The organism is Shewanella sp. DNRA4, from assembly GCF_012843185.1.
GTDB classification, from domain to species: domain Bacteria; phylum Pseudomonadota; class Gammaproteobacteria; order Enterobacterales; family Shewanellaceae; genus Shewanella; species Shewanella xiamenensis.
This window is the reverse complement of the sequence record NZ_JABAIP010000001.1, coordinates 300,889-318,686: the sequence shown is the minus strand read 5'-3', so window position 1 is coordinate 318,686 and position 17,798 is coordinate 300,889. Positions and strand designations below refer to the sequence as shown.

Genomic DNA, 17,798 nt, shown 5'->3' with positions numbered 1-17,798 from the left:
TTAATTGCCTCCTTTGTCTAAAGTGAAGTCAAGTTGTACTGTCATACCAGGTTGTTTAAGTGGCTTACCATCAACAATCTTTGGTTTGTACTTCCACTTTTTCAGTGCTCGTATTGCTTCTTTATCAAATAAACGTTTAGGTTCTGCTTGAATAACTTCAACGTCATCAACACCCCCTAACTCATTAATTGTAAAGCGTAATTGCACCCAACCTTCTTTACCATCACGAGCGGCTGCGATTGGATATTGTGGCTCGATACGAACGATAGGTGTTGCATCGCCGTCACGAGTCATCATATTACCCAGTTTAAAACCACCTGCACTATGACCACCGGTTTCGACAGCTCCCATATTGAACGACATTGCCGTATCAATATTTGATGAAGTATCTGGTGGCGCAGTTTGAGGTTTCTCAGGCTGTGCTGGTGGTGGTGGCGGTTTAGGCACTACCCTTGGCTTATTCTGTGCTTTTGCATCCTGTCTATCCATGGTGATTTCAATTACAGGGGTCTCGGCCGATGTTTCAGCGCGCTGCGCCCCACCACCGACCAAGAACGCCATAAAAGCGAACAGACCAAAAGTCACAGCAGCACCAATAATGATTGATACTAGTGCTCTTAGCATATTAATCGTTCCCCGCAGATACCGAAATCTTATCTATACCAGCCGCTTTGACTTGGTCTAGAACTTTAACAACTAAGCCGTGCATTGCGTCTTTATCAGCCTGAATAAGCACTGCTGCTTCAGGCGCTTCAGCTAACATACGCTCAACGTTTGCTGTTACACGTTCGATATCAACCTGACGGTTTTCCATCATGATAACGCCAGTTTTGCTGACGCCAATGAAGATGTTGGCCGAAGGCTTTGAAGTCGCTTGTGATGCTTTTGGTTTGTTATAATCCAAACCAGATGGCTTCACGAATGACGTTGTTACAATGAAGAAGATCAGCATGATGAACACGATGTCGAGCATCGGTGTCATATCAATTTGCGCTTCCTCGTCTACACTGGAATGCTTTTTACGTGCCATGTTCAATCTCTCTCTAGTGGTGCGGCATGCTGTCTTTTAGCTTTTCTAAGCTGATTTTCATTTTCACATCAAGGCGAGTACTGAAGAATACTCCCGATAGTGCTGCAACCATTCCCGCCATAGTGGGCATAGTTGCCATTGAAATACCAGCCGCCATTAAACGAGCATTACTCGTCCCCTGAACTGCCATCACATCGAACACTGAAATCATACCGGTAACGGTACCTAATAAACCTATCATAGGACAAATCGCTACTAAGGTTTTAATCATCAGCATACGTGCATTCAAATCTTGCTTCGCTTGGGACAGCCAAGCTTCACGGATACGGTGTGCATACCAAGAGGTAGTTTCCTCTCTAGCATCCCATGCAGCTATGATTGCTTTATGTTGCTTTGGTGATATCCAATTTAGATACCAGTAACGTTCAAGCATCAATACCCACATTAAGAACAGCACAAACGCAACTAACCAGAGGACGTTGCCTCCGGAGGCCATGAAGCCCCTGACGGAATCCCATATGTCCATCAGGTGAATCATCATTAGTTAGCCCTCTTCTCAGCATGTGCTGCGATGATACCCGCACTTTGCTCTTCCAATATTTGGGTGATTGATTTACTACGTGCAACTAAAAGTGCATGCAATAACATCAGAGGCAGAGCCGCAACCAGACCTTGAACCGTCGTTACCAGCGCCATTGAGATACCGCCAGCCATCAGTTTTGGATCGCCAGTACCGAACAATTGAATACTTTGGAAGGTTGCAATCATACCGGTTACTGTACCTAGCAGCCCTAACATAGGACCGATAGCAGCAATCACTTTTAGAATTGGAATACGCGCTTCTAATGCTGGGGTTTCTTTCAGAATGGCTTCATCCAATTTCAACTCCAACGTTTCAACATCAACGTCTTTGTTTTCATGGTAAACCTTCAAGATACGGCCAAGAGCGTTATTACCTGGTTTATCAACATTCTTCGCTTGATTTTTAACTTTTGCACCAATAGCAGCCAGAACAATAAAACGCTCAGCAGCAATTAATAAGCCAAGTGCAAGTAATACCAGAATGATATAACCAATTGTGCCACCAGACTCTAAACGATCTTCCATACTGGCTTTGTTTGTAAAGATATTTAACAAAACACCACGAGCGGGGTCAATGTAGAATGGTGCAGTACCTGAGGTGGTTTGTTCCCATTTACCAACAGCACTGACTTGATAACCTTCAGGCTGTTGTGATAACTCTTGAACTAAACCTAATTCAGGATTGTAAACAACATATTTGCCATCAGCAGTTAGGTTATAAGTACCAATACGGTGAATAGTGGTATTTTTTACACTACCATCAATCGCAGTAACAGACGCATTAAATTTAACAACCTTACCAGATTGCACCATTTCGAATAACTGTTCTTGCCAGAATTGCTCTAACTCTTCAATTTTTGGTAATTGCTTACGAGCACCTAAATCAGCAACAAATTTGTCACGATTAGGAAATTGAGCACTGACGTTTGAACTCGCTAATTTACCCGCGAAATCGCCTGCTTCACCTTTAACCACACCGAACATCTCACCCAAGTCACCTTGAGCAGTTTTCAGATCTTCTTCTAACTGGGCGATTTTGCGCTCATTATCTAAGAAGGCTTGGTTTAAATCTTTACCGCGTTGTTTTTCAGCCGCCAAAGCGTCTTTTTCACGCTTCAATAAAGCCGCTTTATCGCCACGCTCAGCTTGAAACTCTTGCTCACGTTTGCTGTTAACTTTGCCTTCAGCAGCGCGATCAACTTTAACTTGCTGCAATAATTGGTCGATGGTCTTAGGTGCATCAGCAGCGCTAGCCATACCAGCAGTTAAAGAAAAACTTGCAGCTAATACAGCTGTAGTAATTAACTTCTTCATTATTGTGCAGTCTCCGCAGCAGGAATTGGTAATGCGAATAGATCTAGAGCGCCTTGTTTACGGGCAATGCGGATACCTTTAGTCAGTTCACGCAGATAGCTGTCATCTAACTTATCCCAACCCTTAGTTTCTGGGTTGTACATCCAGCCAGTCTTTTGATCTAAGCTTTGTGCATACAGAGCAACACGACCCAAGTTAAAGAAGTCTACTAATACTTCTTTACCATCTAAGGTCAATTTACCTTGGTTAACTGCAACAGCACTACCATACTCACGCTCGATGCTGTACGCATCCAGGATCAAACGGTATTTTTCAGCTAAAGTCACTTCTGCTGTGTTTAAAAGTGTTTTTAACTCTTTAACACGGTTAGCACGGACTTCAGAGTTGAATGGCAAGTCTAATTGAACGAATTGTTCTAAAGACTCAACCATTTTAAACATTAAAGGCACAACGCCCTGACGTAGTTTATCTACGCCATTAATGTCATTTTGAACTGCGTCCATTGTTTTTTGTTGATCAGCAACCAAGCTGGCAACGTAATCGTTATAGGACTTCAGTGACTCACGCTCATCAGCAACTGAACCATACTCAAAAAGCATGTCTTGTGCTTGATCGAAATACTTATCAACGTTCTTTTGCGACGCAGCAGCATCAGCATGGATCATACTATCCGCTTTCTGCACGTCGGTAAGAGGATCTGCAACTACTAAGTTGCTGCTCGCTAATGCAAGCACGCCAACAAGTGCAGTAGCGATTTTTGTTCTATTGCTTACCTTGGACATAGTTCCCAACCAATTTGAAGTGAATAAAAAAGTTAACTTACCAGCAACATCACTTTAAGCAAGACTTACTTTAGGAAATGCTTACCGTAAGCTCATCTTTCTCTTGTGATTCTTAGTTTTTTCTTCCCTTTCCTATGCCCTTACAGGCATAGACCCGCTGGCATCATTTCACAAAATGTTGACCTGTGTCAACATTCAGAACATGTAAAAACGAGTGTAAAGAAGTCTTAGTTATGAATTTTTTTACGGATGATCTGATCCAGTAGTTCTGTACACCGCGCTAAGTGAGTAAAATCACATAACGAGGTGCCTATGACAACTAAAAAGAACCGTAAGACTTATACCGCAGAATTTAAAACCGAAGCCCTGAAACTGGCCGAGCGTGTTGGCGTGGCCGAAGCAGCACGGCAGTTGAAGCTATACGAAACCCAGATTTACAACTGGCGTAATGCATCAGAGAAAAAATCCACTACCAGCCAGCGTGAAGCTGAACTAGCGGCCGAAGTAGCTAAGTTACGTCGCCAACTGGCTGATCAGGCTGAGGATTTAGCCATCTTAAAAAAGGCCGCAACCTACTTCGCGAAAAATCAAAAGTAGCTGCATTTGAATTTATGCTGGAGCACCAACACAGGTTCCGCCTGCTGCGCATGGCCGCTGTGTTTGGTGTATCGCGAAGTGGGTATTATCAGTGGCGTCATACCGGTGAAGAACCTGGCGAGAAAGCCCTACGGCGGGCCGCGCCGGACGAGAAAATCAATAAGGCTTTTACGCAAGGTAAGCAACGTGACGGTGCGCGCCGTATTCAGGTTGCGTTGGCTGAAAATGGCGACCATGCAGACCTGAAAACGATATTGAACAGCATGAAAAGACAAGGGTTAAAAGCCAAAGCAGCTCGTAAGTTCAAGGTGACCACAGATAGCAACCATCAGTTGCCAGTGGCCCCAAATTTGCTCGAGCAGAACTTTAGTGCGGATGCGCCTAACCAGAAATGGGTAGGTGACATCACGTATTTGCTAACCAACGAGGGCTGGCTCTATCTGGCCGTTATCATTGATTTGTACTCGCGAGCAGTGATTGGCTGGTCGATGAATTCGCGGATGACGGCAGAGCTGACGTGTAAAGCATTGCAAATGGCTTTACTGCGCCGCGGACGCCCCAAGAACGTCATAGTTCACAGCGACCGAGGCAGCCAATACTGTTCAACGGCTTATAGAAATTTGATTGAAAAACATCAGCTTATACAAAGCATGAGTAGAAAAGGCAATTGCTGGGACAATGCAGTGGCAGAGAGCTTCTTCCATACTCTGAAGGTCGAACTGCTCAAAGATGAACCGTTAACTGAGAGGGTAACGCTTCAACAACAGGTATTTGAATACATTGAAGTTGATTACAACAAAACCAGAAGGCATAGTGCTATTGGCTATCTCAGCCCAGAAAACTATGAATTAAAGAAAGTAGCTTAGTGGCGTGTCCAGTGTTGCCGGATCAGATCAGTTTCCGGTTAGACCAAAGAAAAATGCCGTTCACTCTTAAGTGAACGGCATTAGAGCTATTGCTCCGGTTTTTACTTAGGATCTAATTAAAACTTAGCAGTCAAGCCTGCATAGAAATAACGTCCAGTTACATCATACGCTTCAGAAGCAGTGTTGATACCTGTTGAACCAGAGTTAGAACCCTGTGGTAACAACGGAGGTTGCTTATCAAATAGGTTTCTGACACCAACCATAGCTTCCCATCCATTAGTGAATGTATAGCTTGCATTCAGATCATGATAAAGAACCGCATCAATACTGTTAAACTTAGTTAAAGGTTCACCGTCAGTGTAGTTCAAGTTGCTACCATCGATAGAGTCTTCAACTGAGCCCCAATAACGCATGCGCCATGCAAAACTCATCTCATTAATTGCATAAGATAAATTCAAGTTAGCTCTATGTTCTGGGTAAAGAACTTCACCAACATAATCAATTGATTCACCAGAAAGAATACCTGTTACTACGTATTCATTTGTATAGTTCCAAACTAACTGCGCTTTGAAGCTACCAGGACCAATATCTGTTGTGTAGTTGAACTCAGCATCAATACCAGATGTATCAATATTGTTTTCGTTTGAAGTTCCAGAATTTACGTCAATTAAGGCACCATTCTGATCACGAATCGCTGCACCATTACAGTTTTGAGAGAAATTGCTAGGGTTAACGTCAAAGCAACGGTTAAGCACTGTTGTACGGCTTGTTGTCGAAATAGCATCTTTTACAGAAATATCGTAGTAATCTAGAGTAAATGCTAGATCATCTACGATTTGCCAAACAATACCGGCACTCCATGTATCAGCTGTTTCAGCTTTGACATCTGGATTCCCGCCGACTGTACCACCAGTACCTTGCTGTTCAGCTTGAGTTAGCACAAACTCACCATTAGCAGCAATTCTATCACTAATAGCCTGAATTGAGCGGCAATTTGCGGCTACATCACCTGTAGTTGTGGCATTGATACCATTACAAGGGTCAACAACAGTAGCAAATGTTTCACCTTTTCCACCGTATAGATCTGAAATGTTTGGAGTACGAATCGCTGTGGCCGCAGAAGCCCTCACTTTGAATGAATCAAACGGTGTATATTCTAAACCAGCGTTCCATGTCCAGTCACCACCGGTTACAGAGTGATCAGCAAAACGAGCTGCCAGATCGAATTCTAAATCCTCTAATACAGGTAAGATGGCCTCAACATAAACATCTCTTGAGTATAACTTACCATCTGTTGGATCTGATTGGTTAGTACTTGAAGCGCCAGTTTGAGCTAAGTCACCAGGGCTATAAACACCGCGTTCCTCCCGATATTCAACTCCCATTGCTACACCGATGTCGCCACCAGGTAAGGCAACTGGTAGAGCACCAGTGATACTGCTACCTAAGACAAACTGTTCGGCCTGACCAGTCGCTTTCGCTGGTGATTCAATATATTTAACTGCTGCATCAGAAACAGTGCCTGCACCAAATAAATCTAAAGGCACACAACCTTGCAAACGAGCTAACTCATTAGCACAAACCAAGTTGCCATTGGCATCTTTAATGACATCTAATGCCAAAGCCGCACGCTCTTTATTAACTTGGCCACCGTTATCCTGTAGCTGATCAGTACGACCCCAAGTTAAATACGTTTGTGATGCCCAAGTATCATTAATAGCCCAGTCAATACCTGTTGCAATACGAACAGTATCACGCTCTAAGTCAGTTGAACGTGGTCCAAATTCAACTAAGCGACGCGAAAATGTAGTTTGGTTTAAATTTGTAATGCCATCTGCGATCAGTGCGTTACGAAGAGCATCTGGAATTAAAGGTGAATTGACATCCATTCCACCAGTGCCATTACGATTCTTTAACCACACATCGTTTACGACATCTAACGGAGTAGGCTCAATTGTTGAGTCCTTAGTTTTAGTCGTATTCCAGTTAACTTCAGTAAACATAGAAACATTATCAGACAGTTCCATATTTAAACCGGCAGCAGCATATTTACGCTCTAAAGGTGTAACCAATTGACGATATGATGCTCTATTGAAGCTATCTGTACTACCATCATAAACTGTACCGTCTGCATTGTAGGCTTTGGTCTTTTTATTTTGATCTTTCCATGTTAGGCGTCCCTGTGGCGCGAAAGATGAATTTAGAGGTCCTGCATACTCGTTACCATTTTCATCCAAGAATATTGCTAAATCTTGCTTTGAAAAATCACGGTCTGTCGATTTGATACCAGCATCATCATCATAACCTAACGAAATCCAAGCGTTACCGCCTGACCACGTTTTACCAGATGTTAAACTAACGGTTTTAGTCTCGCGATCACTTTCACCAGAAACACCCGTTTGTGCGTTTAATTCAACGCCTTCAAAATCCTTACGAGTAATAATGTTCACAACACCAGCAACAGCATCTGAACCGTATATAGCAGAAGATGCGCTCTTCAAAATTTCAATTCGTTCAATCATTGATGTAGGAATCGCGTTCAAGTCAACAGCATAACCACTTGAAGGATCAACACCAGATACAAATCGACGACCATTTACAAGCACCAACGTTCTTGAGTCACCAAGATTACGTAATGATGTAGTGTTTAGACCTACAGTAGAAGTTGAGAATGCACTATTTGATTGGTCAGAACCAGCGATAGTTACAGGCGATGAGTTTAAGATATCGGCAACGTTAATCGCACCCGTTTGTGCAATATCTTCTCTTGATAAAACAGTAATGGGCACTGTTGTTTCCATATCTGTCCGTTTGATACGAGAACCTGTTACTTCAATACGTTCAACTTTAGCGCCGTCTTCATCAGCAGCAAATGTTGTTGGTGCAGCTAGCACAGTTAAAGCTGCACCACTGACCAGTGCGATACGTATTGAATTAGCTATTTTATTATTCGTATACATTGTCTATCTCCCTTGACACAGATGTGTTCTTATTTTTCTACCTCTGCTTTTTGACGCGGGTAGTGTGTAATACATCGATGATATCAGTAATCACAACATCGAATGAAGCACAATAAAATCACAATAGCCGCACTTAATCAACACAAATAAATCATTTAATTATTTTTTTTAACAAAAAAAATAACAACTCAACACTTATGGCAACTATATTTTGCCTAGACAGATTTCATGTGGGAGCTTCGGTAACTATTGATGCAAATGAGGGGGTGGGGGGTGAAATTAAAAACAATTAATTCAAAATGTTATTAACAATCTGACTCCTATATAAACAGCCTTAACAACACCTAGTCGACAAAGATATAGAATAAAAACTGTGCAAAATACGCTAAAATAAGATATCTGAGTGGAATATGATGCTAATTGTTGGAACATCATTAATGATAAGACCCCAAGCCAACTTGGGGTCTTAATAAGGCTCGCGATTAGAACTTCATGCTTGCACGAACAAAGAAGTAACGGCCTAACACATCATAGGTGTAAGGGTCAGTGTTCGAATCATTGTTACCAGTGTAGTAAGGAGGTTCTTTATCGAAGAGGTTATTAATACCACCTGATAAACGAATATTATTCGTTAAATCATATGAACCTGATAGGTCATGATAAACAACACTACCTACTGATGGAGCATAGCAGCTAGACTCTTTACCGATACACGCGAATGAATCCATACCATCGATATAACGTGCCTCGTAAGTGAAGCTCCAGTCATCGGCAGTCGCAGTAAGGTTGAGATTACTCTTCAGTTTAGCATAAGCACCAACACCACCAGTAACATAACCACGGTAATCAACAGCTACTCCATCAGGATCAAACTCTTCATATTTAGTTAAAATCGAAGAATCCCAACCTACTTTCCAATCAAGTCCTACAGCATAAAATGCGTAAGCAACGTTGATATCGTAGCCAGAAGTGTTAGTTGCACCAATGTTTTGTAATCCGTTATCGAACTTAATTCGACCACTGTTATCAATTTGGATATGTGAAGATTGGCACAGTGCAGTGCCTGTATTGATGAGACTGCCAGTTGCATCCATACATTGATTTGCAATGTAGTTGTTATCAACAGAAGTAATAGTATTTGAAATCTCAATATCGTAGTAGTCAACTGTCATAGACAAGCCTTCTACGAAGCTTGGAGAGTACACTAAACCTACAGTGGTAATATCTGCTTCTTCCGGTGTGAGTAACGCATTACCACCTACAGTTACTTCTGCTTGGTCTTGTTCTGTTGCAGGGTGTACAATTTGTTCAAATGATGGAGACTTACCGCCATATAATTCATCGACAGTTGGAGCACGGAAAGCCGTTGATAAGCCGCCTCGTAACATTAAATCATCGAAAACACGCCAAGTTAACCCCAGCTTCCAAGTGGTATCATCACCAAATGTGCTGTAGTCGAAGTAACGCATTGCAGCGCTGAGATCTAATTGCTGAACTAGAGGAATGTTACTCAGTAATGGGATGGCTAATTCTGCATAAACTTCATTTACGCTGAAATCCCCACTTGTCGGTTCCACACGAGGGTCATTAGCGAGCCCTTGTGCCGTCAGAGAATCAGGTGTGAACTTTGCAGCCTCTTTACGGTTTTCATAACCAGCAGCAAATCCCATCATACCAGCAGGTAATTCAACAATATCACCAGATAAAGTTGCTGCAATGATATCCAGCTCACTACCACCACTATTAACTTCAGTGTAGATAAACGGAGCAATGCTCTCACCCTGCCATGAAGATTGGAGGAACGGATCAAATGTACCTTCCAGTACAGCAGCGTTAATTGAACCTAAGTTGTGTAAGTTTGCTAGTGTATCGACCGAGTCATTTCGGCCCTTGTTGTATGAAGCATCCCAACTCCAACCGTTTTCGAACTCACCTTCAACACCAACAACAATACGAATAGTATCTACAACTTGATCAAAATCACGAGTACCAGATTCAACCATACGGCGACCATAAGCTAACTCTTCACCTGGTTGAACCCAAGGAAGTAAGTCATCGGTCATCCAGCCACCGGCTGAAATAGGGTTATAGACCCAAGCATCATTATTCCAAATTGGTTGAGGTGCCATTTGTTGATTTGACCAACGCTTGGAATACATTGCTTCAGTAAAGAAACGAGTATTTTCGGTTAACTCATATGTACCTGCTAAAGTCAGGTTTAAGCGCTCCATTGGCGTAAAAAGATAACTATCTTTGGCATAGTTATATGCATCATTAGCAGTAACATAATCATGATAAGTACCACCTCGGCCGCTTAAATCCGCTTCAGACATGCCATCAAAATATTTAAATTTGGGCTTTCCTTTACCGTCATCAACATATTCACCATAGTGCCCTTTGTCACCTATAGCATATGCACCATCAGGACCTGTGCCAACGATTCCAAAGTTGTTATCCCCCCAAACATGACCGCCTTGAGCGTAACCACTACCTCCACAATACAAACTGACATTACCATTTGCATCTGGTTTCGTTTCAGTTATCGGGCAGTCAGAAAAACCGCGGTCAGCTTGGCTAGCTTCACCGCGCTTAGTATATTGAGCACTAACAACGATATTACCTTTATCGAAGGTGTTACCCAAAGTCATATCAATTGATGACTCATCAGCATCGCCTTCAGCAGAAATCCCTGTTTGAACATTGACTTCAAAACCTTCAAAGTCTCTCTTAAGAATAACGTTTACCACACCAGCGATAGCATCAGTACCATAGATAGCAGAAGCACCATCTTTAAGGACTTCAACGCGTTGGATCATCGAAACAGGGATAGTGTTAAGATCGACACTTGAAGCAGCGCCTGTTCCAGATGCAATCATACGGCGACCATTGACAAGAACTAACGTGCGATTTTCACCTAAGCCTCTTAAGTTAATACGAGTATTACCGCCCGAACCGTTGTTGATACCTGCGTTGGTCATTGCGCCACCCGCTGATGTCATTTTTTGTAAAACTTCATCCACTGAAATTGCGCCAGATGAAATGATTGCCGAGGCATCAATTACGCTCACAGGGCTAGCAGTTTCCATATCGGCACGTTTAATTCGTGAACCAGTTACTGCAATACGTTCAACTTTTGCCCCATCTTCCTCTGCGGCAAAAGTGAAAGGTGCATTTAATACCGTAGCAGTCATCCCACCAATTAGTGCTAAACGCACTGATTTGGCCAGTAAGTTATTCTTATGCATTGTCTATCTCCCGATACATATTGTTTCTTATTATTTATGTGCTGGTCTTATGAGCAGCTTCATACAGGAGCACTTCGAACAATTACGGAGTACTCAGCTGACTCAATAGAACCATACAGTTAACATTAAATCAACATAAAACAAACCAAATAAAAACAATGATGCCAACATTTAAATATTTAAGAATTTGTTTAACAAGGCAGCTTGAAAGATGCATAAATTTTTAGGTAGCTTACAACCGTAAATAAAACTCTGTTTTCAAAAAAAAAACGCCAGTCATTGCTGACTGGCATTTTTGTTAGTTTTTCGTTATCTATTTTCTAGGTAAACAGCAGAGGCTTAGAGCGTATAGCGAATACCAATAGCGATGCCATCATCTTCTGACAATGACATTCTGGCTTCTTGGGCTTGATCTGCGCTGGTAAAGTCGCTGTAGTCTTTACGTGCTTCAACATAAAGAACTGTGCTTGGGTCCCAAACAAAGTGTAAGCCTACAACTACAAACTGGCGCTTAAACACATCGTTAGGATCGGCGTTAAAGTTTGGTTGGATAACATAGTCTTTACCAGCATCCAGAATGTTATAGGAAACAAATAGACGTAAACCATTGTCAAACTTATATGAAACTAAAGTTTCAACGCCATAGGCATCTTTAATCAAGCGACCAATGTTATCGGTATCATGGTTCTCTTCTTTATGAACGTTGGCGGCAACATATAAACCATTCTTGTCGAAGTCACCCCAAGTAGCGCCCACACCATAGATTAAATCAACAGCCGTTTTTTGATCACCATTACCGTAAGCAATATCAAACTCACCGCGGTTTACACCCGCCATCAGACTAAGTTTATCTGTGGCTTTGTAAGTGACAGAACCACCATAGGTGTAATCATAGGTAACCCGTTGTGCTTCTTTTTTACCTGCATTCCATTCTGCTTCACAGGCTTCTTCTGTGATATTTTCAATATCACAGGTGTAAAAGCTATTATTTTTTAACTGAGATTGTACCGCAAAACTGAAGTCACCAAATGAGTTGCGGTATTGTACCGTTTTATCGCCACGACCTACGCCATTTACTGCGCCATCGTCTTTATTAAAGGTGTACACACCAGCAGCGTTTCCGTCCCATACAAAACCGTAGTTGGTGTTATAAACCACGTCATACCAAGCACCCCATTGTTTACCAATAGTGATCGTGCCGTATTTATCGTGGCTGATACCAGCGTAACCTAACCGATTGTAAAAAAACTCATCCTGAACGGATTCAAAGCGGTTGTTATAGACAATATCGCTGTTACCAACAGGGTTAACGCCCCATTCCAACTTAGCAAATGCATTCCAGCCATGGGTTAACTCACGGCTGAAACCAAAATTAATTCGAGAAGCACCATTTACAACCTCAGTTTCACCTTGAGTGTTGATTACACGCGCATCAATAAACCCCCCTATCTCGACTGCATTTTTGTCATCTTTGTAGATTTCGATTGCTGATACAGTTGGCGCAAGAAAGAGTGCTGCTAACGCAGTGGCGACTATCGTTTTGTTCATTTGGTGCTTAACCTTTTTCGTTTATGTTTTATCAACGTCATTCCGTTGTTATATTTCCTTACAATTTCCCATTGAGAGTAGCAAACTTTCAATAAACACTCCAAGGGAAACCTAAGCATTCTGTAGATAAATATCACAAAAACCGACTGATTAACCGCTGTAAAACAGGTTAAAACAGGTTAAAACACTATAAACACTCGTTAATAAAACACAAATAAAACAACATAAACATTAAATTAACAGCAACTGTTTAGAGACAATGTCTGTGTAATTCAATTTCATTATTGAAAAAATAGGCTCTGCAATGGGACTAATTTGCTTATCAATGTAGTATTGATAATCAATTATAGACGATCTATGTGAAACAGGTTCAGGACCATTTACAGTGATGACATAATTAATCTGAGCTCCTCTCTTGCCATAGGATACCTTTCCTGTTAACTCACATAGCTGACGTGCGACTTTGACATGGGGGGAAGATTTTGCGGTGTACTCTTCAAGATTTCGGCGCATTCGTTTACTAAACACTAGTTCAGCATCCCGCTTTCCTGTCTGCAGTTCGCTTATGACACCAGCGAGATAACCGCTGATATCTCGCTGATTGAACATTCGCTCATAAAGTTCAGCTTGAACCTTACGCGCTAAGGGGCTCCAATCACTTCGCACCTGCTCCATCCCCTTAAAAGTGATTTCCAGCCCTCCATTCCTATTGCGCCAAGCACCGACATAACGCTTCTTACTACCCTCCTCCGATCCCCTCAAGGTCGGCATAAAAAACTGTTCGTAATGGCGCTCAAACTGTAGCTCAAGGAAGCTTTCTAGCTGAAACTCCTTTACGATTTTACTCTGCCATTGTTGATTGATTTGCGCGGCAATCTGCTTACCTAAGGCATTAATATCACTGAGATCAGGATCAGAGCCCAAATAAACAAAGGTGGAATCCGTGTCCCCATAAATAACTTGATAACCCATTTCCTCTATCCAAGCGCGAGTCTGTTTCATTATTTGATGACCGCGCATGGTGATGGAGCTTGCCAGTTTCGCATCATGGAACACGCAGCCTTGGGAGCCTAAAACCCCATAGAGCGAATTCATGATGATTTTAATCGCTTGCGATAAAGGCGCATTCGCCTCCCGCTTGGCTTTTTCGCGTTGTTCTGAGAGATTTTGGATAAGTTTTGGCAGGATCGGTTGATGCCGACTAAAACGAGCCCCTAAAAAACCGGGAACGATTTCAGACTCGTCCAAAATATGTTCCTCGTTATCTAGACCTTCAATGAGCCCTTTCGGATCGATCAAAAAAGTACGAATTATCGATGGATAAAGACTTTTAAAGTCAAACACTAAAATATGCTGATAAAAACCCGGGACTGAATCCATTACATAACCGCCAGGGCTTTCAATCCCTTGACTTGCAGGCTCTGCGGGCGCGACGAAACCCGCTCTATGTAAATGCGGTAGATACAAATGGTTGAATGCGGCGACCGAGGCGCCTACCCGCCCCAGTTCTAATCCCGTTAACTCGGCGCGAGCGAGGGCAAAATCCCACAACTGAGTATGCTCAAAAATATCCCACACTAAGCGACTATCGGTCAGATTATAGTGAGCAAGCTCTTGTTTATTTTCGGTAAATAGCGCATCAATCTCTTGCGCTCGATTTTCTACATCATGAATCGCTTTGCCTTCACCGAGTAACGCTTGGGCGACAAACTCCAAAGAGAAACGTTCAAATTGATAAAAAGCCGCCTTTAACCAATCGATACCATCGAGTACCACTCGCCCAGGCAAACTTAAGGTTTCTGGCCGAAATTTATTCTCAACCTTCCACTCAAGGAGTGCGCCACCTCGACCGATACGCAACGGGATCCGGTGCAGTAACGCACGCCGATATAACAGGGCCAGATCAAAGGTCACTACTGACCAACCAATAATCACATCGGGATCAAACTCAGTAAACCAAGCGATGAGATGATGAATAAGCGCCGCTTCATCGTTCACCCATTCAATGTAGATTGCAGCATCAGGTTGCGGCTCACCCACCATAATGACTTTTTCATAGGGCTGAGATTGCGCACCGCGCCCATAAAGGGCCACAGAATAGAGTAATCCGTCAAAGCTGCATTCAAAATCAAGCGAGATTGAACGCAATTTTATTTCCGGCTGCGGCGCAACTGCTTTGGCCCGTATGGCGCTAAACACAGGCAACTGTCCATCTATGCCAGCTTTGCTGACATAATACCCTAAAAATGCCACATCGAGTGCCACAAAACGCTCGATTAAAAAACGCTGCTCTGGACGGATATCCGACTCAAATAAGGGAATACCCGCATCTGTCGCTATCCGCTGCAAGTGACGAAACACACTGCTCGACTGGGCATAAATCGCCGCCACGGATTGTCTTTTAAAACTTTTAAGCATAAGCGGCACAAAGCGTAGCGCCAGCCCCGGCGTTTGTAACTGTAATGCAGCCATATCGCTTTGATGGCAAAAACAAATGTACTCAGAGCCAGGTAACTCAACCAGCACAGGGCCTGAAACGGTGGCGAGATAATACTGCAACACAAGCGTTGCACCGCGTGTAATAGCATGGCGCGAGAGGACGCGTCCCTGTACACTCACAGGCGCAGCAGTGTCATGTGCAAGACTCTCGGGGGGATTCAACTGCGGTTTCACTCTAAGGCTCTCGCTGCTTATTGATTCTCGGGATACAGAATAAAATTGCCATAAAATGGCAGAAAAGTTTCTTAGGCTATGCAATCACTGTTATTATGTACAGCATTAATTCGATAAAGTAGTGCCGCATGTTACCTGACAACGTAAAAAACCAGATCCGCGCTATCTACAAAGATATTGCCACCGCTTTGCCTAATTTTAGGCCGCGCCGCGAGCAAAACTTTATGGTAGCAGAAATCTCTAAGACCCTGGCTGGCGACTATGACAAAGATAGACGCATCATAGTGGTCGAAGCGGGTACGGGGATTGGTAAATCATTGTCTTATATTTTAGGCACGATTCCGCTTGCGCTTGCGAGTAAGAAAAAGGTCTGTATCGCTACGGCAACCGTGGCGCTGCAGGAGCAGTTGCTGCACAAAGACTTACCGTTTTTTCTCGAACAATCAGGGCTAAACTTTCGCTTTGGTCTGGTCAAAGGGCGTCAGCGCTATGTCTGTTTATCCAAGCTTGCAATGTTAATCGGCGATGATAACAGTACCCAAATGGCCATGTGGCAAACAAAGCCTGATAACAGCCAAATAGCCATGTTGCAGGAGCTGCTCAGCGACTTTAATGAAGGCCGCTGGAACGGTGAAATCGATACGCTATCGACACCGATACCGGACCATCTCTGGCAACAAATCGCCTGCGATAAACACAGTTGTCATCGGCAACTCGCCAGCCATCGTAATTGCCCGTTTCACAAGGCCCGTGAGGATGTGGATACTTGGGATGTGCTCATTGCCAACCACAGTTTGCTGTTTGCCGACTTAGAGCTAGGCGGCGGGGTGATTTTGCCCGATCCCGAAGAAGTATTTTACGTCATTGACGAAGCACACCACTTACCTATTGTTGCCCGAGACTTTTCTAGCGCACAGGCAACGCTTAGAGGCGCCGCCGACTGGCTTGAAAAAGTCGGTAAGACCAGCGCAAAATTACAAAATCAGATAAAAAGCAACAACATCATCGCCCCAGCACAGGCGATGCAGGATCATATCGGTGACTTAATTGCTCAGCTCAATCAAGTCGCCCACTTCTGTGATACCCAGACCAAGCAGTTTGCCAATCCAGAGAGTCGCTATCGGTTCGAACACGGCAAATTACCCGATGCGTTAAAAATCCCTGCCGAGAATCTCGCAACCACCTCCAATCTTGCTCTCAAGCAATTTAATAAGATGCAATTATTGCTCGCAGAAGCGATAAAAGATGGCGATATTCCTAAGCACCAGGCTGAAGCGCTACAGGCCGAAATGGGCTTTATGTTGCAGCGACTCGAAAACCTGCAAAAGCTCTGGAAAATGATGGCCAAGGAAGATTCCACTAAAGGTGCCCCAATGGCCCGTTGGATCGAGTTAATTACAGGCAAACAGGTCGATTATCTGTTTAGCGCCTCGCCGATTGAAGTCGGTTTTATGCTCGAATCTATGCTGTGGCAAAAGGCTGCTGGCGTCGTGCTATGTAGCGCTACGCTGCGGGCGCTGAATAACTTTGACCATTTTGCCCATCAGGTAGGGTTATCATTAAAGGACGGCAGCCGTTATCTTGCCCTGCAATCGCCCTTTGATTATCCCAATAACGCCACGCTGTACTTACCTAAGATGAAAACCGAGCCGACGGATGATGCCTATACTGCTGAACTTGCCGAACAAATTATCGAGCTAATTGAAGGTGAAATGGCTACCTTAGTGCTGTTTGCCTCTTACTGGCAAATGGAAAAAGTGGCCGAATTGCTCGAGGGCAAACTCACACAGGAAATCCTGATCCAAGGTAATGCACCACGCCAGCAATTGCTTGAGACTCACAAAGCTAAATGTGATAAAGGTGAGCCAAGCATCTTATTTGGCACAGGCAGTTTTTCTGAAGGCTTGGACTTACCCGGAGATTACCTCACCAACCTCATCGTCACTAAGCTACCCTTTGCTGTGCCAACCTCGCCCGTTGAGCAAGCCCATGCTGAATATGTGAAAATAAAGGGTGGAAATCCGTTTCTGCAACTCACCATTCCAGATGCATCGCGAAAGCTTATCCAAAGTTGTGGTAGATTACTGCGTAAAGAGCAGGATTATGGCCGAGTCACTATCCTAGATAGACGATTAGTGACCAAACGTTACGGCAAATCCTTGCTAGACGCACTGCCCCCCTTTAGACGAGTCATTGAGTAG

11 protein-coding genes are annotated in these 17,798 nt (G+C 43.4%); 2 read left to right on the top strand and 9 right to left on the bottom strand.

Features of this window, described 5'->3' with window-relative positions:
• The 5 genes from HG547_RS01335 to HG547_RS01315 are packed head-to-tail and all read right to left on the bottom strand — an operon-like array spanning position 1 to position 3,708.
• Positions 1-624 (bottom strand): energy transducer TonB, encoded by a 624-nt coding sequence (locus HG547_RS01335; RefSeq protein ID WP_169546672.1) that lies wholly within the window; start codon positions 622-624, stop codon positions 1-3.
• Between the two features lies 1 nt (position 625).
• Positions 626-1,030 carry a biopolymer transporter ExbD gene (locus tag HG547_RS01330; RefSeq protein WP_037428129.1) on the bottom strand — a complete coding sequence of 135 codons (405 nt, stop codon included), beginning with the start codon at positions 1,028-1,030 and terminating at the stop codon, positions 626-628.
• Positions 1,031-1,043: 13 nt separating this feature from the next.
• Positions 1,044-1,571 carry a MotA/TolQ/ExbB proton channel family protein gene (locus HG547_RS01325; protein WP_080612365.1) on the bottom strand — a complete coding sequence of 176 codons (528 nt, stop codon included), beginning with the start codon at positions 1,569-1,571 and terminating at the stop codon, positions 1,044-1,046.
• Positions 1,571-2,926, bottom strand: a complete 1,356-nt coding sequence (locus HG547_RS01320) for a MotA/TolQ/ExbB proton channel family protein (RefSeq protein ID WP_037428132.1) — start codon at positions 2,924-2,926, stop codon at positions 1,571-1,573. Before HG547_RS01320 ends, HG547_RS01325 begins: the two co-directional genes overlap by 1 nt.
• A complete protein-coding gene (locus tag HG547_RS01315) occupies positions 2,926-3,708 on the bottom strand; it encodes a DUF3450 domain-containing protein (protein ID WP_037417266.1) in 783 nt (260 codons plus the stop codon). The genes HG547_RS01320 and HG547_RS01315 overlap by 1 nt, the downstream gene beginning before the upstream one ends.
• A 312-nt stretch (positions 3,709-4,020) precedes the next feature.
• On the opposite strand from HG547_RS01315, the gene HG547_RS01310 reads away from it, so the two are divergent.
• Positions 4,021-5,171, top strand: a protein-coding gene (locus HG547_RS01310) for an IS3 family transposase (RefSeq protein ID WP_169546670.1) whose coding sequence is annotated in 2 segments (ribosomal slippage) — positions 4,021-4,261 and positions 4,261-5,171 — 1,152 coding nt in all. Because the reading frame shifts where the segments join, the coding sequence is not laid out codon by codon here.
• 116 nt (positions 5,172-5,287) lie between these two features.
• On the opposite strand, the gene HG547_RS01305 is transcribed toward HG547_RS01310, so the two are convergent.
• The 4 genes from HG547_RS01305 to HG547_RS01290 form a co-directional block, all read right to left on the bottom strand.
• Positions 5,288-8,131 carry a TonB-dependent receptor gene (locus HG547_RS01305; RefSeq protein ID WP_169546668.1) on the bottom strand — a complete coding sequence of 948 codons (2,844 nt, stop codon included), beginning with the start codon at positions 8,129-8,131 and terminating at the stop codon, positions 5,288-5,290.
• A gap of 482 nt (positions 8,132-8,613) precedes the next feature.
• Complete coding sequence (locus tag HG547_RS01300) at positions 8,614-11,376, bottom strand: TonB-dependent receptor (protein WP_169546666.1); 2,763 nt, start codon at positions 11,374-11,376, stop codon at positions 8,614-8,616.
• Between the two features lie 339 nt (positions 11,377-11,715).
• Entirely contained in the window at positions 11,716-12,924 is a 1,209-nt protein-coding gene (locus HG547_RS01295; RefSeq protein WP_169546664.1) for a porin, read from the bottom strand.
• A gap of 231 nt (positions 12,925-13,155) precedes the next feature.
• Positions 13,156-15,585: a DNA polymerase II gene (locus HG547_RS01290; protein ID WP_169546811.1), complete on the bottom strand. Its 2,430-nt coding sequence runs from the start codon at positions 15,583-15,585 to the stop codon at positions 13,156-13,158.
• 140 nt (positions 15,586-15,725) lie between these two features.
• Here HG547_RS01290 and dinG point away from each other — a divergent pair, with 140 nt between their 5' ends.
• Positions 15,726-17,798, top strand: coding sequence for an ATP-dependent DNA helicase DinG (dinG, locus tag HG547_RS01285; RefSeq protein ID WP_169546662.1), 2,073 nt, complete (start codon positions 15,726-15,728; stop codon positions 17,796-17,798).